The organism is Bacillus sp. FSL K6-0994, from assembly GCF_038630815.1.
Lineage (GTDB): Bacteria > Bacillota > Bacilli > Bacillales > Bacillaceae > Bacillus > Bacillus safensis.
Genome location: NZ_CP152043.1, coordinates 606097 through 625446, shown reverse-complemented (window position 1 = coordinate 625446; position 19350 = coordinate 606097). Strand labels below are relative to the sequence as shown.

Below are 19350 nucleotides of genomic sequence, written 5' to 3'. Positions count from 1 at the left end.
GATTTAGACTATTTTTCCTTCAAATACGATTTTTTTCCCAATCGGAATGATCTGAATCGACCCATTTTCCTTCTTTTCTTGAAAAATCGGTTCCTCCATTCGACGGACAGGCGAGTAGCCTTCCGCTGCCATCTGGGACAACACTTGATCAATCGTCATGTTGTCTTCCACATAGAATTTTTTCTTCTTTGGTTTTGCGGTCATTCTTTAATTCTCCTTTTCTTCACAGCCTTCACCCAGAAGCCGCCGTGAATCGATTTGGGCTCATATGAAATGATAAACGCCTTTGAATCCAGCGTCTTAATCGTTTCATATAATTGCAGTTCATATTTCCTCGGTGTTAAAATTTGCAATGCTGTCCGGTCTCCTTCAAGACCGCCTGCTACCCAGCTGGTGACACCATATCCTTTTTCTCTCAATTGTCTTGGGAGATCGACATCCAATTCTTTTGTGATCACGTTAACAGTTGTGTAGCCAAGTGCCAGCTTCTCTTCAATTTTCATCCCGACAATGATCCCCATTCCATAACCTAGCGCATACGCAATGACATTTTGTATTTGATCTAAGTTATCTAGAACGATACTTAACCCAATGACATAAATGAGCATTTCGATCGTACCCGCAAAAGCAGCTGCGTACCGTCTGCCTTTCATTGTTAAAATTAAACGCATGGTGGAAAAAGAAACATAAACAATATTAATCACTAAAATGATTAAAACCATGGTGAACGCATTGGATAAAAGTTGTTGAAGCACGATTCGAACCCCCTGCACTAAAAAATCAAATAAAGCACCCCATATTCTACTAGAGAACATACCTTGATACAATCAAATTTACGCGATCAAAACACATATATCTTTCGACAACAAGGATGGTGTTTGTTACCAAGAGTTTACCCGTTTTTTTCTCTTCTCAACATGAAAACCCCCTTTTTCAAAAAAGGAGGTTTTCAGTGTGTTTTTATCCAAATCGAACAGGAACAAGTGATGGAATCAAATACTCCCCGACTATGCCCCAGAGCAGCGCAATAATGACAAGCTCAACCAATAAAAAGACCCAGCCCGCATACATCAAATCTCCTCGTTCGGCATCATGCTCCGACTGAATCGAGCGAAAGAGCACGACCGCAATCAACTGAAGACCGACAAACATCATCACGGATAATATGACGGTCACATATGGAATATTCAGCATGGCAAATACAAGCCAAAGGATGGATAAAACCAACACCGGCACAAGCGCAGCACCAAACTTCATGATCACTTCTTTCAGTGATATGTTTCCTTTTAGCATGTACTTTCCGAGCAGCCAGACGGTAAGCATCATTAATGTCAACAAAATAAGTGTAAAGACCGCTACCTTCAAAAAGGCGTCGCCAAAAGAATAATGAATGCCAAAGCCTAATAAACGGGTCTTTGACGCCTTTAATTGAACATAGTTGCCTAAAGCAAAAAACACGCTGAATAACACAATCGAGATCCAGGCGTACTTCATACGCAATGTTTCCGCTTGATTGATGGCCCGGCTCGGTGATTTTAACATCGCCAGTCCATATGAACCGTAACGCTTAAACGCGCCTCCTGCACCTTGCAGTATACGCTGGATAGCTGAACGCCCATCATCCGCTGACTTTGAGGTTCTTCCACGTTTTGCAGCGCTTCGGCTGAGGCGGGATTGCCTTGTTTCTTGATCTATTGATGACTCTTCATTTTTCTTTTCAGATGTCCCCTGACCTTGATCTTTCTCTAACATCTCATATCAACTCCTATCCAATCCTTACAGGATCAAGTAAATGATCTGTTCGGATGACTCCTCTTAAAGTAGCGGAGTCTCTCTATTCAGTCAAGATTCCTCGACGTTCATACGAATAGACGGATAAAAGACAGCAGAGGTTTTAAAACGGAGAGAAAATAAGACAAAACAAAAAAGCTGACAGCCTCCATCAGCTTTTTATCACGTTGAAATCCGTCATGAACGATAGTGGCTCCGCTTTCCTTGCTGGACCCGGAGATTCTCCTGATGAGCGGGGAACCGAGTCTTTTTGGTCGTATCGACCTGTGTAATATGTCCATTATGAATGGTGATGACCACTGATCCATAGTCGATCCCTTTTAAAGCAGATAAAATGTAATTCAGCTTTTGTTCATCCATCGCTCATCCCCCTATTTTTGTTTTCGCTCTTTTAAATAGAGAACCTCATTTTCCAGCTCATGAATCGTATAATGCATGAGCGCTTCCTGTTTTTCTTCATGCCCCCATAAAAGGAGCTTTTGAATCAGCACCTGCTTTTTTCGTTCAATCACCTGTCTAAGCCAGCGTGACAAAAGACATCTCCTCCCCTTTTAAATGTCTGCAAGAAAAAAAGGCACCCTGAAACCTTCTATTAAAAAGGAAATCAAAGCGCCTTTGGTGATCCAATCAGCGAATTATGTCTTTTTATCATAAACACATAATTCCTATAAGTCAACTATGTTTTGATTTTTTTAACAAAAAAACAGCAGCTTCTATGAGCTGCTGTTTCAAATGTTCGATTAATGATTTAAGAAAGCAAAATATAGAATAAAGATGACAAACAATCCATACATAATTGGATGCACTTCTTTCGCTTTCCCTTTAAAGATCATGGTGATTGGGTAGAAAATAAAGCCAACCGCAATCCCTGTTGCAATACTGTATGTCAGTGGCATCATAATCATCGTTAAGAACGCTGGTACCGCAATTTCAAAACGATCCCATGCAATCTTCGCCAGCGGAGCGACCATCAGTGCACCGACAATGATCAAAGCAGGTGCTGTCACATTCGATGTAACGATGGATAAAAGTGGTGAGAAGAACATTGCAAGCAAGAAGAAAATGCCTGTGACGACCGCTGCAAAACCAGAACGCGCACCAGCAGCTACACCTGAGCTAGATTCAACATAAGATGTTGTTGTAGATGTACCAAGAACAGAACCTACAACAATAGAAGAAGAATCCGCCAGCAGTGCTCTTCCTGCGCGAGGCAGCTCATTATTTTTCATTAAACCAGCCTGCGTTGCCACAGCCACAAGTGTACCAGCTGTATCAAAGAACCCAACGAATAGGAACGTTAAAATCACGACAAGCATTTGAATCGAGAAAATTTCTGGCAAGTGAATCAAGGCTTGACCAAAGGTTGGGGACAAGCTTGGAATACTTCCCACAATTTGAGATGGTACTGGCACAAGACCAAAGATCATCCCAGCAATAGCTGTCACAAGCATCCCAATGAAGACACCTGCATTCACTCGAAGAACCATTAAAATGACCGTCACAACGATACCAAACACCGTTAACAGAACAGGACCACTATGAATGTTCCCAATCGAAACGAGCGTATTATCATTATTGGCAATAATGCCAGACCCTTGCAGACCAACAAACGTAATGAACAAACCAATACCTGCACCAACTGCCAGCTTCAGCTCAGCCGGAATGGCATTAATGATTTTTTCACGGAAACCTGTTAAAGAAAGAGCAACGAAAATCAATCCTGAAACAAACACACCTGAAAGTGCTGCTTCCCATTTGATGCCCATACCAAGCACAACCGAAAAAGCGAAGAACGCATTCAGACCCATACCGGGTGCTATCGCAATCGGATACCTGGCGATCAATCCCATCAGAATACACCCTGCAGCAGAAGCTAACGCCGTCGCTGTAAAGACTGCTCCCTGATCAATACGTAATTTATCTGGAAAATCCGGCACCGACACTAATGCAAGTGTGATCGGATTAACAAACAGAATGTAAGCCATCGACAAAAATGTGGTTAAACCACCGATGATCTCTCTGCGGTAATTCGTACCTAACTCATCAAACTGAAAAAACTGTTTCAAGCCAACTGACTCCCTTCATGTCCTTTTGCTTTAGCCTGCCCCATTCACTAGTCAAATAAAAAACGCCCCAACAGTTTTGGGACGCTTGACTACATATGTGAATTCAGACTGTGACATAAAACAAGAACAATGCATGATTTATATCAAACGAGTGTGAATTGACGTAGTCAAGCCATTTACGGTAGCTTGGTAGAAACTTACGGGCCATATCCCCGCGATTATACGACTTCTATCTATTTGATTTCTGTGTCTATTGTACCAACTTCATTTTTAAAACACAATACGAAAAGCGAACATTTTTCAAAGAAATGTCCGCTTCATTCGTCTTATTACACGAATTTGGAAAATCACATCTAGTTCTTTATACACCCTTCCCCAAATCCTTCTCTTTTGCAAAAACCGCTTCGGCTACACGGAAAAACTCTTTCACTGCCGGAGAAGCTTGGGAGAGAGACGGACAGGCGAGCGCAACCTCACGATGATGAGAGACATTCAGCTGGCGAATATGCACAAGCTGCTGCGTTTTTAAAAATAACTCAGGGCCTATTGTGACACCAAGTCCTTCCCCGACCATACGGGCAATGGTCGTACAATCATGAACTTCAAATAAAACAGCCGGCTTCATTTGCGCCTCCGAAAAAATATCCTCTACATGTGATTGATACATGCCAGTCGGCATAATAAATGGTTCACCCGCCAAATCTGTGATATCTACAATGGGCTGCTGTTCATATCGATGATTTGGGTGATAGGCGACCACCATCTCATCTTTGATAAGTGGCAGTAAATCAAAAGCTTCATCCGCATGGCCTTTTACAACAAATCCAACATCAATGATGCCAGAATCCAGCCACTCCAATATTTCTTCATACGTTCCCTCATAGAATTTAAATTCGATTTTTGGATGTTTTTTCTGATAGCTCACAAGCAGTTTAGGCAATAAACAAGCAGAGGCACTGGCAAATGTGCCGATACGAATCAAGCCTGTTTCAATATTTTTCGTTAATGCAATTTCTTGCTGGATCTTCTCGACTCTATTTAACACTTCTCTAATATGCGGGAGAAGGGTCTGACCAATGTCCGTCAGCATAATGCCCTTTTTTCGGTCGCGAATGAATAAAGACACACCCCACTCTGACTCTACATTCGCCACTGCATGACTGACAGCTGACTGTGTCATATTTAATGCTTCAGCTGCTGCTGTAAAACTGCCAAGCTCCACAACTTTTGCAATAATATCAAAACGAACAAAGCTCATGAGTATTTACTCATCTCCTTCATGAAAAACATCAATTTTACTTATGTTAGCACGGAATTTAAACTAAAGACAACGCATCAACATGAAGGAAGGGTTCAAAATGAAAAACACATCTCATCAGCTATTGATTATTCTTTTAGCTGTCGGTTCATTTGTCACAGGCACGTCAGAATTCGTCGTGTCCGGCATTCTAGATATCATTGCTGTTGATTTACACATCTCCATTCCTGCTGCCGGACAGCTCATCACTGTCTATTCTCTTTTTTATGCAGTAGGCGCTCTCTTTTTAGTCATGGCAACGTCGAAGCTGAACCGAAAAAAGGTTTTGTTATCAGCTATTTTTGTGTTTATTTTAGGCAATATGCTCGCCTTTTTCAGCCATCATTTTGTGCTGCTCCTGCTCTCTCGCGTCATCATGGCCATGAGCGGCGGCTTATATATTGTCGTTGCCACGAATTATGCAGCGCAGATCGCCCCGCCAGAAAAAAAGGGAAGTGCAATGGCGACCGTCATCACTGGCTTCACCGTTTCACTCGTACTTGGTGTACCGATTGGAACATTTCTATCAGGTCATGTGGATTGGCACTATATTTTTCTCATCATTGCACTAGGTACTGCTTGTCTCTTCTTGCTTCTTTATCAATTGCTGCCACGCATAGAGGGACATTCACATCTGCCATTGAAGCAGCAATTACACATTCTTCAAGACCGCAGAGTGATCAGCGGCTTAGCCACGACGGCCTTTTGGATTTTAGGCTACACGATGGTCTTTGCTTATATCTCTCCTTTATTGCGACAGACCGCCGGCTTTTCACTTGAAATGACAAGCATGGCCTTGCTCGTCTTAGGAATTTCTGCTTTTATTGGCTCACGCTTTGGCGGCTTCGCCGTTGATCAATGGGGACCAAACCGAACCATCTCGATCAGCATTATGATCCAGATGTTCGCTCTCTTTGCCTTATTTTTTACGCAATTCTCTACAATTAGCGTCTTGATCACGCTGGCCATATGGGGCATTGCTACATGGACAACAACACCAGCGAAGCAATACTATCTAATCTCCCTTAAACCCCAAGCATCAGAAACCGTGCTGAGCTTTAATACAGCGATTATGAACATCGGCATGATGCTCGGATCGTCAATGGGCGGCGTGATTATTCAGTATACAAATGTAACGAATTTAAGTTGGATTGGTGGATTAGCTAGTTTTGTGGCGTTGATATTGATCAGGTATTCGTTCAATCGTCATCGACTGGTGGAACAACAGACAAAAAGCGAACATGTATAACCATGTTCGCTTTCTTATTTATTGACTAGCGTTTGATGTTTCTTTTTTGACTGGAATGGTTACCATGATATCTTTCTGTGGTACCAACCGGTTCAGATCTGACAAATCAAGATTAAGCCCAAAATCCTTAAGTAATATTGTGTCTAACTTCTTATCAAATTCAAAAGTGGATTGAATAGAGGCTGTCTTGAAATTGGTCACCTCAGCATCATTTCTCTCCAAGTAATATCCGTTTTCATCATTTGCTTCAGAGTCTGACCACGATTTCAGCTTTTTAACATCACCTATTCCTATCCATTCACCTACATTCTCCATAATATCTTCATCTAATTCTTTCTGGTCTACTCCAGTAAATTGATAATCAACTGTTACAGAATGACCCTTTTGCTCTATTTTATTAATTTTGATTCCAATTCCATGATGCTTTGTTTTGTACTGAACAGGCAGCTTTGTCTGAAGAGGAATGATTTTGCTTTCTTCTCGTTCGAAGTCCACAATTGTGTAAAATGTTAATTCAGTCGCCTTTGGATCGATCGGTTGATTCAAAATGGTCAAATGATCTTTTCTAGTTTTTTCAGGAGTCAGTTGTTTTTCTCCTAAATCTGTTCCAAGTTCGAATTGGTAATCATTACCTAAATCATCTTTCATTCTATCTATAATGACTCTATCATCTTTGGCAAAACCATTGTAATCAATGGCATATTGAATAACAGACCCTTTCAATCCTTTTTCTACTTTTACATTCCTTATTTGATAACGTCCTTTTAAAATAGATACGTCTTTTTGTCCAGCTAATATAGTAGTTTTTTGCTTCACTACAGGTAATTCAAATCGCCAATTCCCTACTATATCTCCAATTTTCGAAATGACGAGTGGCGCTTTTTGACCTTGCTTAATCGTTTGTCCATTTGTATAGACTGTCACCTGTCCAGCATAACGACCATCTTTCAATTTTTTTAATTCATGATTGTAGTCACTCGATTGGGTGGTTTCATTTACTGGATCTAGGTTGACTACAAATGGTACTGAATTTTCTTTTGTATTCAAATGATCGACAGTAAACGTATAAACAAGTCGCCCTGCATCATAGTAAACACTGTTTACTTTTACAGTAATTCCTCTTGATTCAGCCCCCTCATTAACATGCTTCACCATATCACTCTGAAAAAGAGCCATTCCTACTTTATCGTGAAACATCATATAAAATTGCCCAATAATCGGGACACGTGCCATCGCTGTATTAAGAGAAGGAAAAAGGAAACCTGATGAAAAGTAAAGAACGATGAGAACGAGGATAGAGTAAATTGGCGTTCTCCAGTTCCATTTGAACCAATGTCTTTTCTGTTCCGCTTTTACATCTCCTATTGCTTGACGAATCGCAGAGGTCACTTCCACCGTTGGTACATCAATCTCATCATAAAGCTTTTTCATTTCTTTTCGTTCCATCAACACTCTCCTCCTTCTCCAATGTTTGCTTTAATAACTTTCTTGCTCGATACAAATGAGTTTTAACCGTTCCTTCAGGCACACCCATCTGCTCAGAAATCATCGAAATTGAATAATCTTGAAAATAAAATAACTGAATGACGACCTGGTATTGCTCATCTAACACATCAAGTGCATTTTTTAAATCGAGCTTGTCTTCTAAAAAATCATGACGCTCAACGCTCTCATGATGCTGTTCAAACGGAACAACATCTTGCTGCTTTTTCTTCATCGCAAAAATCGTATGAATCAAAATCCGCGTCAGCCAGGTAGAAAAATAAGCCGGTTCTTTCAAACCAGATAGATGCTTAAACGCTTTAATGACTGTTTCTTGAACAGCATCTAACGAATCCTCTTTATTTCTTGTGTAGAGAAAAGCCGTTTTATATAAACGCTCTTGATACATCAGCATTAATTTCTCAAATGCCGGGACATTCCCTTTTTGTGCTTTTTTAATTAGACGCACTTGCTTCATCTCACTCACACCTCCTACACCTGTTAGAGCAAGCTTTCTCTCAAACGGTTTCAACAAATGGAAATTTCTTTTCCTTAGCATATGTCGGACAAAAATAGAAAAAGTGAATAACGGGCCGCAAAGAAGATGTCGAACATTTGATATAATGGAAGAAATATGTACAAAAAGGAGTAAGTCGATTGTTTCTATTTGAAGAACCCGCGTGTGCTAGCTGTCAGAAAAAGATAGAAGGAAACGAAGAAGTGTACGTCAAGCTGATCTATCCAAAGAGAAAAGGAATGACAGAGGTGAAGGCTTGGCTGAGGAATGAAGGGGTTTTTTATTGTAAGGCATGTACAGAACAAAAGACATCTCATGGAGGATAACCAAATGAACAAAATCAACTTTCCACAAACATTTCCAACAATACATACCGAAAGACTGATCTTAAAACAAGCGACGATCGAAGACGCTGAGGATATGCACATCTATTTATCCAATGAAACTGTGTGCCGCTACATGGGAATCGATGCTCATGAAACGATTGAAGACACAAAAGGAGAAATCAAGTGGTATCACGACATCTTCAAAGAACAAACAGGCATCCGCTGGGGCATTTCTCTAAAAGACAACCCAGCCATCATCGGCAGCTGCGGATTTCTCAATTTAGAAAAACAGCACCTCCGCACCGAAATTGGCTATGAATTACACCACGATCATTGGAGAAAAGGCATCATGAGCGAAGCGATTGCTGCGGTGTTACGATATGGATTTCAGGTGATGAACCTGAACCGGATTGAAGCAATCATTGATCCAGCAAATATGTCCTCTGTTCAATTATTGGAGAACTTTGATTTTGTAAGAGAGGGTTTATTGCGGGAGTATGAGCTTGGTCAGAATGGATTTGATGATGTGTTTATGTATGCGATTTTGAAGAGGGATTATGAATAAAATTCTATGAGAAAGAGGAGAAACAAGCGACATGTGGGTAGAAGACTGGTTTAAAAAGTTTGAAGCACAAACATTCATTAATATCCTGAAAACCATCAATATCAAAATGAAAAAGGTATCTTCATGTTAGAAATTTTTAAAATCGTAGTACCACCTCTAGTATCTATTGGTATATGTTGGATAACTCTTTATTTTACAAATAAAATAAATATAAGGTCACTGGAACATCAGCATAAACTTCATATAGAAAGTTTGAAAAAAGACGAGGAAAAATACCAGGAACAATTGGCGAATAATAAAGAAGCTGAGCGTTTGAAGCATTTACCATACCTATCTCTCATCCCAAAATATCAGATACATAGATTTGAAGGTGAAATGAAAAGAGAAAACAATGATAACATCTTTATTTCTTTCAAAATAATAAATCAAGGTGCTGGTATTGCTTTTTCTTGTCATGTGAAAATTTTAGAGGAAGATAGTAAACCTAATAATATACACATTGGTACAGTTACAGCCTTTCAACGAAAGCATAAAGATGATTATGACATTTTAGGAGTCAGTGAACCTATTGATACAGATGTTTTACGTGTTGATAATCACAGTGAATTTTGTTTATATTTGACTGCTATAGATAGAAATAAAATGGAAATAATACCTTCAGAATCATTGAAATGGGAATTTGATATTACTTTTTACGATATTCAAGGAAAACATTATACACAGAGATATTCATTTTACACATCAACAAAAAATAATAAAGTACATAGAGTTAATTCATATATGCCTGAGTTGGTTGTATAGGCAGTTTTTTAAATTTTTACTAACTGCCTTTTTTAAAAGAAAAAGAGCCTATAATCTATTTAAATAAGAATTATAGGCTTTCTATTTCTTATTCCCCTCCCATGGTTAATATGCTTCCACTTCATTCACGATACGAGGTAAAACTTTCACAAACACGCCCCAATGAATTTTTTTCAAACCATCAATAAATGTAACAGGAAGATATCGATCTTGTAGTCATATGTCCCTGATTTACCCACGAAATCTACGCTACGGATGTCTGAGGCAATCGTGAATTATTACCAGCTGTTGCGTTCAAGACCGAATTTGGAAATTCATTCATTAGAATTAAATCTTATTCACGGACGATTTCTAGTTTTTCTTCTGAAATTTCACCTAGTACACGGATACCTAGTCCTGGATCTGAGTTTGGATGTCTCTAGACGATGTCGTCATGAATACCAATCTCTAAACCTAGGTTAGGAAATTCTCTCTCTGATATTACAACACAGCACAAAAAGTCAAGTTTCCTAAAGATCATTTCCGCTATACTAAACTCGTAAGGCAAGGAGGTGCTCGGTTGTCCTATCAAGAACATGAGAAAACGATTCAAGAAACATTAAATTATATTGAACAGCATCTGAAAGATGATTTACCGCTTCAAACTCTAGCGAAACACGCTGGTTATTCTAGGTTTCACTTTCACCGTATATTCAAAAAATTGATTAAGAAGTCAGTTGTTGACTATATACGGGAACGTCGAATGACCCAAGCGGCGAAGGATTTAATTCATACGGACCAGAGGGCGATTGATATCGCATTGCAGTATCGTTTTGGTTCACAGGAATCCTTCACTAGAGCCTTTAAGAAGATATATGATATGTCACCCGCACGTTATCGGAGATTACTAAGGAATGTCATTGATAAGGAGGAAACGAAGATGGCTGATAATCAGAACACACCTACTGGCTGGATTATGACTGGGGAAACTCCATCTGATTATGAAACAGGTTTGGATGACAGAATTGTACACAGTGGTACTACCTCAGCTTACCTGAAATCAAAGGATGAAAAAGCACGAGGATTTACGACCTTAATGCAGCAAATTAAGTCTGATCGTTACCGAGGAGAACGTCTTCAATTTTCCGCTTTTGTCAAAAGCGAAGATGTGAAAGGTTCAGCTGGTTTATGGATGAGGATTGACCATTCTTCAGGTGAAGTTCTTGCGTTTGACAATATGATGAACCGTCCAATTACAGGAACAAACGGCTGGAATCATTTTAGTGTAGTATTGGATGTTCCAGTCAAAAGTGAAGTCATTGCGTTTGGCATATTACTACAAGGCTCAGGTCACATTTGGATGGACGAACTTAGTTTTAAAATTGTAGATGAAAGTGTGCCAGTGACAGAACAACATACTGTGGATCATTTAGAGGATGAACCAGTGAATTTAAATTTTGAAGGCTAGCAGACTAAATTTAAGAGGAGGTTCATTGCCATGAAAAAAATTGGTGCGATTTTATTGTTCGCTATGAATTCACTCACCTTTATTTGGGGCCTTGGATTTTTATTTGGTGAAGAGGATTAAAAATGAAGATAGGCACCCATAGGACAAAAAAAATCAATTAAAAAAGATATCCCTATCACTATCTCTTTTTTGTAGACTTGGTATAATAGAAAAAATCAGAAAAATGAGAATGCGATGATAAGGAATAGTACTTGCCGAAATGTTTTCAGAAAGTTGCTGGTTGATGAGAAGCAACAACAAAATGGCAGGGAACTCACCTTAGAGTAGCCTTAGTGAAATGAAAAGTATCAATGTAGTTAAGGACGGCCCCCCACCGTTATATGGGAAGGATATCAGATCAAACAATCTGTATCCGAATAAGGGCATGATAATGTATATTTATCATGAAACAGGGGTGGTACCGCGTAAGAAGAAGTCTTTCGTCTCCAAGGTAAATATTGGGGATGAAAGGCTTTTTTTATATTCTATTTTCTAGGAGGAATCGATGATGTTTAACCACAAAAAATACGAAAAGAAATACTTTTTGCCACCGAACCTTACGTATGATTGGGTGAAGAAAGAAACATTAGAAAGTGCTCCGATATGGTGCAGTGTGGACTTGCGGGATGGTAATCAAGCATTACCTATTCCTATGAACTTAGAAGAAAAATTGGAAATGTTTCAGTTATTAGTAGAGATAGGTTTTAAAGAAATTGAGATCGCATTTCCAGCTGCTTCTGATACGGAGTTTAGGCTATTACGGACACTGATTGATCATCATATGATTCCAGACGATGTCACGATTATGGTGATCACACAAGCGAGAGAGCATATTATCCGCCGAACCTTCGAAGCCATTAAGGGAGTACCGAAAGCGATTGTTCATTTATATAATTCGACTTCAGAAGCGCAGCGCAGACAGGTATTTAAGAAAACAAAAGATGAAATTAAACAAATTGCCATTGATGGAGCTATTTTAGTAAAAGAACTTGCCGAAAAAACAAATAGTGATATTTATTTTCAATATAGTCCAGAAAGCTTTCCAGGAACAGAAGTTGATTATGCGTTAGATATTTGTAATGGTGTTTTAGATATTTGGAAACCGACACCAACTCATAAAGCAATCATCAATATTCCGACAACAGTTGAATATTCAATGCCTCATATCTTTGCAAGTCAGATTGAGTATATACACAAAAATCTGTCTTACCGAGACAGTGTGACATTATCTGTTCATCCTCATAATGACCGCGGCTCTGGGGTGAGTGATGCAGAATTTGGTGTTCTGGCTGGCGCAGAAAGAGTCGAAGGTACATTATTTGGTATCGGTGAACGTACAGGGAACGTTGACTTGATTACCTTGGCGATGAATATGTATTCACAAGGTTATGATCCAAAATTGAATTTCAATAACCTAGAAGCGATTCGTAAAAAATATGAAAAACTAACAAAAATCACTGTTCCTGAGAGGCATCCCTATTCTGGGGAGATGGTTTTCACTGCATTCTCTGGGTCACATCAAGATGCGATATCTAAAGGTATGAAATATAGAAAAGAAAATAAAGTTGATAAATGGGACGTTCCGTATATCCCAGTAGATCCCGCTGACTTGGGGAGGAATTATCAAACGGATGTGATTCGAATCAACAGCCAGTCTGGAAAAGGCGGCATAGGCTATATACTAGAAACAAATTATGGCATTCAACTTCCTTATCAAATGAATGAAGCCATGGGATATGCAGCGAAGAAAGTATCTGATCAGATAAGTAGGGAATTGTCTGTCGAAGAAATATATCATGTTTTTAAAGAACAGTATGTTGATTTTCACCCTCATTTCCAGCTGCTTGATTATCAATTTCATAAAGGAGAGAAGCAGGAAGTTACCTTAACCTTGCTGAGAGATCATCAACAAATTGAAATACAAGGAACTGGCACTGGAAGTTTAGATGCAATCAGTAATGCGTTAAAAGCATATTTTCATCTCGAATATGTTTTGGAAGTCTATGAACAGAATTCTTTAGGCAAGGATTCCCAAGCACAAGCCTGTGCACAGATTGGAATTTCATATCAAGGAAAAATGCATTGGGGTGCTGGAATTGATAAAGATATTATAGAAGCAACAGTGAAGGCCCTGGTGGTTGCAGTAAATAAACTAGAGGTTTGGATGTAGATGGAAAAAGATAAACTTGAAAAACATGAAGTGATGCAATATTTAAGAGAATATAACGAGCAAGAAATCTTTTATCAACAATACCAACAGAAAAAGCATGACAATCAATCATTGCAATTATTTTTGAAGGATTATGATAAATACAATTTAATGCATAAGCAAATATATATAGAAGAGTTTTTACAAAAAGGGCAAAACGAATTTGAAAAGGAAGATACCATGTGGTTAGGTCAGGAGAAAGATATCGAAGTGAGAAAGTATAGCCGTTTTATGCCTCAATTGCCGGCTATCCATGATTTCTTTGAAATGATCTATGTTCTGGAAAATGAGATGTATGTAGAAGTGGAAGACAAAAAAATGACTTTAAAATCAGGAGATATTGCCTTTATTCCACCTGACACCCTACACAAGCCAATTGTAATGGAGAATACAATCGCCATGCAAATCATGATCCGTAAGAGTACTTTTCAAAAAGTGTTTTTTAAAATGTTAAAAGGAAATAATGTCATTTCAGAATTCTTTTTGAATGCATTGTATATAAAAGAAAATAAAAATATTCTTATTTTCCATAGTCACTTGGATAAACATTTGCTAGACTGCTCTCTTCAACTATTTACAGAAAATTATAATCGGTTTCCTAGTTACCAGTTGATTATGAATAATTTGTTTGAGATATTATTATGTCTCTTATTAAGATTCAAACCAAGTCATATGAACGTAAATCAGGTCAAACAATATCGTGATATACGTATTATTCAAATGCTCCAATATATTCAGCAATGTTGTGAGCATATCACCATCCAGGAGATGGCAGAGGAATTTAACCTTTCACAGTCTTACCTGTCAAAATATATAGCTCGTAAGCTTGGCAAATCATTTAGTGAGATTCGACAAGAAATAAGATTGGAAAAAGCCTGCGAAATGCTCACTGGCAGCAATTCACAAGTAGATCATATTGCGGCAGCCGTAGGTTATCAAAATGTAGAGCATTTCATTCGTTTATTTAAGAAAAAGTATCACGTAACACCACATCAATATCGTTTAAATAATAAAGTCTAGCAAACATCAATCAATACAAATAAAAAGGAGAAATCATCATGTCAATCAAACAAGTAAAAGATTATTTTAAACAATATGATATGGATACTCGAATTCAAGAATTTTCAGTATCTAGTGCAACTGTAGACTTGGCTGCTTCTGCATTGGGCTGCGAACCTGAAAGAATCGCAAAAACACTCTCCTTTCTAGTAAATGGACAAGCTATTTTAATTGTGACCTCTGGCGATGCAAAAGTTGATAACAAAAAATTCAAGGAATATTTTAAAACAAAAGCTAAAATGCTTTCTCCTCATGAGGTCGTTGACTTGGTCGGTCATGAAATTGGCGGAGTATGTCCTTTTGCTATAAAGAATGGCGTTTCTGTTTATTTAGATATTTCACTCAAACGTTTTGAGACAGTCTATCCAGCCTGCGGGAGCAGTAACAGTGCTATTGAACTCACAATAAAACAATTAGAAAAACACTCCGGTTATTCACAATGGATTGATGTGTGTAAGGGATGGAATGATTCATTGACACATTAAAACGGAAGGGAAAAGTGCAGTTAAAAATAAAAAAGAGCTAGAAACCCTTGATACACAAAGGTTTTTAGCTCTTTTACAATTATTCCCACTCAATCGTAGCAGGCGGCTTACTCGTAATATCATACACCACGCGGTTAATATGCTTCACTTCATTGACGATACGAGTTGAGATCTTTTCAAGCACGTCCCAAGGGATTCTTGCCCAATCACTTGTCATACCATCAATAGAAGTAACAGCACGGATGCCGATTGTGTAGTCGTATGTTCTTGCGTCACCCATAACACCTACGCTGCGGATGTCTGGGAGAACGGTGAAGTATTGCCAGATGTCGCGCTCAAGGCCGAAGTTGGCAATTTCTTCGCGTAGAATTGCATCCGATTCACGGACGATTTCTAGTTTTTCTTCAGAAATTTCACCTAGTACACGGATACCTAGTCCTGGACCTGGGAATGGCTGTCTCCAGACAATGTCATCAGGAATCCCAAGCTCTGAACCTAGGGCACGAACTTCATCCTTGAATAGCGTATTGAGTGGCTCAATCAATTCGAACTGCATGTCTTCTGGAAGACCGCCTACGTTGTGGTGAGATTTGATTGTTTGTGCCGTTGCTGTTCCGCTCTCAATGATGTCTGTGTAAAGTGTTCCTTGTGCTAAGTAATCGATTCCTTTTAGCTTGTCCGCTTCGTCATCGAATACATAGATGAATTCGTTACCGATGATTTTACGTTTTTGCTCAGGATCAGACACACCTTTTAGCTTGTTTAAGAAACGATCTTTCGCATCTACTTTAATCACGTTCATGTTGAAACCTTCGCTAAATGTTTTCATAACCCCTTCTGCTTCGCCTTTGCGAAGAAGACCGTGGTCAACGAAAATACATGTCAGCTGATCGCCGATGGCTTTGTGGATCAATACTGCCACAACAGATGAATCCACCCCGCCGCTTAGTGCGCACAATACTTGCTTGTCGCCTACTGTTTCACGGATTTTCTGCATTTCGATTTCAATAAAGTTCTCCATTGACCATTTGCCATCACAATCACACACGCCGAAGACAAAGTTTTTCAATAGGTCATTTCCGTACTCAGAGTGACGAACCTCTGGGTGGAATTGAACGCCATAGAAATTCTTCTCAGCTAAGCTCATGGCTGAGTTTGGACAATGTGCACTTGTTGCATCGACTGTAAAGCCTTCTGGTACTTCAACAACGAGGTCACCATGGCTCATCCAAACGACTTGATCAGTTGGAAGGTCTTTGAATAAAGCAGGTGTTCCGTTAATATGGATATCTGCTTTTCCATATTCACGCTGGCTGGCCGCTTCTACTTTCCCGCCTAAATAGTGAGTCATGAGCTGCATGCCGTAGCAAATGCCTAGAACCGGAATGTCTAGATCAAAGATCTTTTCATCACAGCGGAAAGATCCTTCATCATAAACACTGTTTGGTCCACCAGAAAGGATGATTCCTTTAGGTGCCATTTCTTTAATTTCTTCAGCAGTTAAAGTGTGCGGATGAAGCTCACTGTACACACCAAATTCACGAATACGGCGTGTGATCAGCTGATTGTACTGACTGCCGAAATCGAGAACCAAAATCATTTCATTTACTAAATTTGTCATGGTGTCACCTCTATGTCCAATATAGTTTTTTATAAACGCACAGAAAAAATGAGAGGAGAAAACCTGCTCTCAGTGTGAATCACGCTTTTGAAGCGCCCAGACTCACATCCGAACGCTTCAATTTCATGTATTTTAGAAGGTTTTAATATTCACCTATTCTAACAACAGGAAGGTACGCGGTCAAGACTATCTCCTGTTTATTAAATTTTCCCATAACTTTGCCGATTGCTGCCAAAGCGCCGACGCATCCTCTCGCCGGTAGAGCGCACGTTCATAAAGCTGCGTCAGCTCTGACATATGATGATCTCCATCCTTCTCATCAATCAGCGAAGCGAATTCTCTTAGCGTCATACCTGGCTTTTTCTCGATTCCTCTGCGCCCTAGCTGCTTTAATAGAGCTGCATACGCATAGAAGAATGCTTCATCCTCTGGCAGACGTTTCACCTTTCTTACAATAAAGAATGGCAGCCATCTTGTTCTAAATCGATAAAGCATCCAGCTGATGAATCCAAGCAGGACAATAGCTCCTGCCGCATAACCTATAACCCAACCAACATGCACCATATTTGGCTTTGCCTGCGCTGTTTGTTCCTTTGGTTGTGCCGGCTGCTCTGTCTCCTGCTGCTTCGGCTGGTCTTGCTGCTGATCTTCACTTGCATCAGAACTAGACTGATCTTTTTCTTCCTTTTGATCATCCGTTTGATCGATTGAAACAGCTTCATTCGTAAATGTCTCTGGGTTTGTAAAGCCTTTTGTCGGCTCAAAGGTGACCCAGCCTCTGTTTGGAAAATAAACCTCTACCCATGAATGCGCATTGTTATTGGTCACTTCATACACATTGTTTCCATCCATTTGTGTTTCATATAACTGGCCAGACGTATACCCTTTCACCCATCTCGCCGGAATCCCGATCGAACGAAGCATCACAATCATAGAGGTTGAAAAATTATCACAATAGCCGATCATCGAATCAAATAAAAATTGATCCACATAATCTTCATTACGACCAGGCACAGCGACATTTTGCGTTTCATATGAAAACTTCGCAGATCCTAAATAATCCTCGATTGCTTTGGCTTTATCATACATATTGTCCTTCGTTTCCGTTAAGCTGTTTGCCAAAGTTTTCACACGCTCTGGAAGTGAGGATGGAAGCTGCAAGTATTCACGGCCAACCTGCTGATTCACCTGCTTCTTTGTCGGTACTTTGATTCTCTGCAAATCCTCCAGGATAAATGTAGGGGATAAGAAGCTGACTTGATAGTTCCCTAAATTTTTGGGTGGGTTTTGCATAGACGGGACAATTTTCTCCGTTTTGCCCATGATTTGCAGCGGAATATTTTCCATTGGCGTCAGCCTAATCGTTCCAATAGGGTACACAGCATGATTAAATCGATAATCCGATTCTATATCAATTCTTGTTTCATGGTCCTCAGTTTTCACACGATTAGTAAACCATCTATTTGGCACCTCGGATTCCTTTAGCCGAGTAGGCTTCGTATCATTTGAAGCATCCTCCCAGCCCTTTCCTGTGTAAATACTTTTTGTTTCTACACGAAAGTAAGACGGCTCCTTTCCGCTCCATTTAAAGACAGGTGTGCGGTCCTCACTAAACGGTCCGCCTAGCGCCGAATCATCTGCACTATATCCCACTTTATTCTGCCCGGCTGTCCCATCTTGATTCGTAACTGCCTTAAAAAACGGGACAGGATCAGGCCATTTCGGATCAGACTTTGGCAAAGAAGCGCCGAGTGACGCTGATAGAAGGACAAGCGCCAGCATGGGCAAAAACCACTTTAGACGTGATTTCTGTGACACCCGAACGCCCTCAGCTGAACGCAGTCGATCAAAATACAGCAATCCAAGCAAACAAAAGCCAAATACCATAATACGAACGATCGCAAAGGTCGCATCATTTGGCGTAAACGTATCAAGAATCGTGACATATACAATCGTCATCAGTAAAAAGAAAAAGATACGCTGCTGATAGACCACCCAATAATGAAGCAAATAGACAAGCAGCCACAGCAAAATATAAAACAACAATGTGCGGAAAGACGGATACATGTCACTCCACATGCCCATGCTCATTAACGTGATATTATCCTTGATATCAGCAAACAAAGCAGCCGGATAGCCTGGCGCTGATTGATAAAAGATCAAATATAAGGCGAGCAAAATCAGTCCAGCACAAATAGGAAACGTCACATACCACTTCAGACGAAAGAACGTAAACAAACACGTAAGCCCGATAAAAATGATGAAATAAGACGTATGGCTCGTCTCTGTAAAATCTTGAAGTGGGCGAAGCCACTCCCATAGCAGTAGAAAAGCTACAGCATAATAGATGAACAATTCAAAACGGCTTTGCCGCAGATGCGTATGCAGCATAAATG

General features: G+C 39.7%; 19 protein-coding genes, 1 riboswitch and 1 other annotated feature. Of the genes, 8 read left to right on the top strand and 11 right to left on the bottom strand.

Annotated features, from left to right (window positions below):
- Window positions 1–3 precede the first annotated feature (3 nt).
- The 7 genes from MHB69_RS03170 to MHB69_RS03140 all read right to left on the bottom strand — a co-directional run bounded on the left by MHB69_RS03170 (window position 4) and on the right by MHB69_RS03140 (window position 5115).
- Complete coding sequence (locus MHB69_RS03170) at window positions 4–204, bottom strand: NETI motif-containing protein (RefSeq protein WP_012009137.1); 201 nt, start codon at window positions 202–204, stop codon at window positions 4–6.
- Entirely contained in the window at window positions 201–755 is a 555-nt protein-coding gene (locus tag MHB69_RS03165; RefSeq protein ID WP_024424505.1) for a DUF2179 domain-containing protein, read from the bottom strand. Before MHB69_RS03165 ends, MHB69_RS03170 begins: the two co-directional genes overlap by 4 nt.
- Window positions 756–960: 205 nt before the next feature.
- Window positions 961–1752 (bottom strand): hypothetical protein, encoded by a 792-nt coding sequence (locus tag MHB69_RS03160; RefSeq protein ID WP_342495995.1) that lies wholly within the window; start codon window positions 1750–1752, stop codon window positions 961–963.
- A 216-nt stretch (window positions 1753–1968) separates the two neighbouring features.
- Window positions 1969–2151 (bottom strand): YezD family protein, encoded by a 183-nt coding sequence (locus MHB69_RS03155; protein WP_034282845.1) that lies wholly within the window; start codon window positions 2149–2151, stop codon window positions 1969–1971.
- A gap of 11 nt (window positions 2152–2162) precedes the next feature.
- Window positions 2163–2324 carry a hypothetical protein gene (locus tag MHB69_RS03150; protein WP_166644707.1) on the bottom strand — a complete coding sequence of 54 codons (162 nt, stop codon included), beginning with the start codon at window positions 2322–2324 and terminating at the stop codon, window positions 2163–2165.
- Window positions 2325–2531: 207 nt separating this feature from the next.
- The gene (locus MHB69_RS03145; protein WP_034282847.1) at window positions 2532–3857 is read right to left on the bottom strand and encodes an NCS2 family permease; all 1326 of its coding nucleotides are present in this window, start codon (window positions 3855–3857) and stop codon (window positions 2532–2534) included.
- A 144-nt stretch (window positions 3858–4001) separates the two neighbouring features.
- Window positions 4002–4103, bottom strand: a riboswitch (purine riboswitch).
- Between the two features lie 115 nt (window positions 4104–4218).
- A complete protein-coding gene (locus MHB69_RS03140) occupies window positions 4219–5115 on the bottom strand; it encodes a LysR family transcriptional regulator (protein WP_342495994.1) in 897 nt (298 codons plus the stop codon).
- A gap of 100 nt (window positions 5116–5215) precedes the next feature.
- Here MHB69_RS03140 and MHB69_RS03135 point away from each other — a divergent pair, with 100 nt between their 5' ends.
- Window positions 5216–6403 (top strand): MFS transporter, encoded by a 1188-nt coding sequence (locus tag MHB69_RS03135; protein ID WP_046314151.1) that lies wholly within the window; start codon window positions 5216–5218, stop codon window positions 6401–6403.
- 18 nt (window positions 6404–6421) lie between these two features.
- On the opposite strand, the gene MHB69_RS03130 is transcribed toward MHB69_RS03135, so the two are convergent.
- Together MHB69_RS03130 and MHB69_RS03125 are read right to left on the bottom strand one after the other, a co-directional pair.
- Window positions 6422–7849, bottom strand: coding sequence for a DUF4179 domain-containing protein (locus tag MHB69_RS03130; protein ID WP_342495993.1), 1428 nt, complete (start codon window positions 7847–7849; stop codon window positions 6422–6424).
- Entirely contained in the window at window positions 7818–8363 is a 546-nt protein-coding gene (locus MHB69_RS03125; protein ID WP_342495992.1) for a sigma-70 family RNA polymerase sigma factor, read from the bottom strand. Before MHB69_RS03125 ends, MHB69_RS03130 begins: the two co-directional genes overlap by 32 nt.
- 179 nt (window positions 8364–8542) lie before the next feature.
- Here MHB69_RS03125 and MHB69_RS03120 point away from each other — a divergent pair, with 179 nt between their 5' ends.
- From MHB69_RS03120 to MHB69_RS03090, 7 genes are all read left to right on the top strand, one after another.
- Window positions 8543–8728 (top strand): hypothetical protein, encoded by a 186-nt coding sequence (locus tag MHB69_RS03120; RefSeq protein WP_046314157.1) that lies wholly within the window; start codon window positions 8543–8545, stop codon window positions 8726–8728.
- Window positions 8729–8732: 4 nt separating this feature from the next.
- Window positions 8733–9293 carry a GNAT family protein gene (locus MHB69_RS03115; protein ID WP_342495991.1) on the top strand — a complete coding sequence of 187 codons (561 nt, stop codon included), beginning with the start codon at window positions 8733–8735 and terminating at the stop codon, window positions 9291–9293.
- Window positions 9294–9416: 123 nt separating this feature from the next.
- Entirely contained in the window at window positions 9417–10094 is a 678-nt protein-coding gene (locus MHB69_RS03110) for a hypothetical protein (protein WP_342495990.1), read from the top strand.
- Window positions 10095–10653: 559 nt separating this feature from the next.
- On the top strand, window positions 10654–11541 hold the full coding sequence (locus MHB69_RS03105; protein ID WP_327825686.1) for an AraC family transcriptional regulator: 888 nt from the start codon (window positions 10654–10656) through the stop codon (window positions 11539–11541).
- Between the two features lie 225 nt (window positions 11542–11766).
- Window positions 11767–12031, top strand: a binding site (T-box leader).
- A gap of 57 nt (window positions 12032–12088) precedes the next feature.
- On the top strand, window positions 12089–13750 hold the full coding sequence (locus tag MHB69_RS03100; protein ID WP_342495989.1) for a 2-isopropylmalate synthase: 1662 nt from the start codon (window positions 12089–12091) through the stop codon (window positions 13748–13750).
- Window positions 13751–14809, top strand: coding sequence for an AraC family transcriptional regulator (locus MHB69_RS03095; RefSeq protein ID WP_342495988.1), 1059 nt, complete (start codon window positions 13751–13753; stop codon window positions 14807–14809). It begins immediately after the preceding gene.
- Between the two features lie 38 nt (window positions 14810–14847).
- A complete protein-coding gene (locus tag MHB69_RS03090; RefSeq protein ID WP_149125932.1) occupies window positions 14848–15333 on the top strand; it encodes a YbaK/EbsC family protein in 486 nt (161 codons plus the stop codon).
- Window positions 15334–15412: 79 nt separating this feature from the next.
- Here the strand turns inward: MHB69_RS03090 and guaA are convergent, their stop codons facing one another.
- Together guaA and MHB69_RS03080 are read right to left on the bottom strand one after the other, a co-directional pair.
- Window positions 15413–16954 (bottom strand): glutamine-hydrolyzing GMP synthase, encoded by a 1542-nt coding sequence (guaA, locus tag MHB69_RS03085; protein ID WP_024424487.1) that lies wholly within the window; start codon window positions 16952–16954, stop codon window positions 15413–15415.
- Between the two features lie 186 nt (window positions 16955–17140).
- Entirely contained in the window at window positions 17141–19345 is a 2205-nt protein-coding gene (locus MHB69_RS03080; RefSeq protein WP_342495987.1) for a transglutaminase domain-containing protein, read from the bottom strand.
- Window positions 19346–19350: the final 5 nt, after the last annotated feature.

Bases quoted from the DNA above. Each gene is read 5' to 3' on its own strand.
- MHB69_RS03170 (WP_012009137.1), bottom strand. From the start codon at position 204: ATGACCGCAAAACCAAAGAAGAAAAAATTCTATGTGGAAGACAACATG.
- MHB69_RS03090 (WP_149125932.1), top strand. From the start codon at position 14,848: ATGTCAATCAAACAAGTAAAAGATTATTTTAAACAATATGATATGGAT.
- MHB69_RS03110 (WP_342495990.1), top strand. From the start codon at position 9,417: ATGTTAGAAATTTTTAAAATCGTAGTACCACCTCTAGTATCTATTGGT.
- MHB69_RS03140 (WP_342495994.1), bottom strand. From the start codon at position 5,115: ATGAGCTTTGTTCGTTTTGATATTATTGCAAAAGTTGTGGAGCTTGGC.
- guaA (WP_024424487.1), bottom strand. From the start codon at position 16,954: ATGACAAATTTAGTAAATGAAATGATTTTGGTTCTCGATTTCGGCAGT.
- MHB69_RS03100 (WP_342495989.1), top strand. From the start codon at position 12,089: ATGTTTAACCACAAAAAATACGAAAAGAAATACTTTTTGCCACCGAAC.
- MHB69_RS03130 (WP_342495993.1), bottom strand. From the start codon at position 7,849: ATGGAACGAAAAGAAATGAAAAAGCTTTATGATGAGATTGATGTACCA.
- MHB69_RS03080 (WP_342495987.1), bottom strand. From the start codon at position 19,345: ATGCTGCATACGCATCTGCGGCAAAGCCGTTTTGAATTGTTCATCTAT.
- MHB69_RS03095 (WP_342495988.1), top strand. From the start codon at position 13,751: ATGGAAAAAGATAAACTTGAAAAACATGAAGTGATGCAATATTTAAGA.
- MHB69_RS03135 (WP_046314151.1), top strand. From the start codon at position 5,216: ATGAAAAACACATCTCATCAGCTATTGATTATTCTTTTAGCTGTCGGT.
- MHB69_RS03125 (WP_342495992.1), bottom strand. From the start codon at position 8,363: ATGAAGCAAGTGCGTCTAATTAAAAAAGCACAAAAAGGGAATGTCCCG.
- MHB69_RS03115 (WP_342495991.1), top strand. From the start codon at position 8,733: ATGAACAAAATCAACTTTCCACAAACATTTCCAACAATACATACCGAA.
- MHB69_RS03160 (WP_342495995.1), bottom strand. From the start codon at position 1,752: ATGTTAGAGAAAGATCAAGGTCAGGGGACATCTGAAAAGAAAAATGAA.
- MHB69_RS03155 (WP_034282845.1), bottom strand. From the start codon at position 2,151: ATGGATGAACAAAAGCTGAATTACATTTTATCTGCTTTAAAAGGGATC.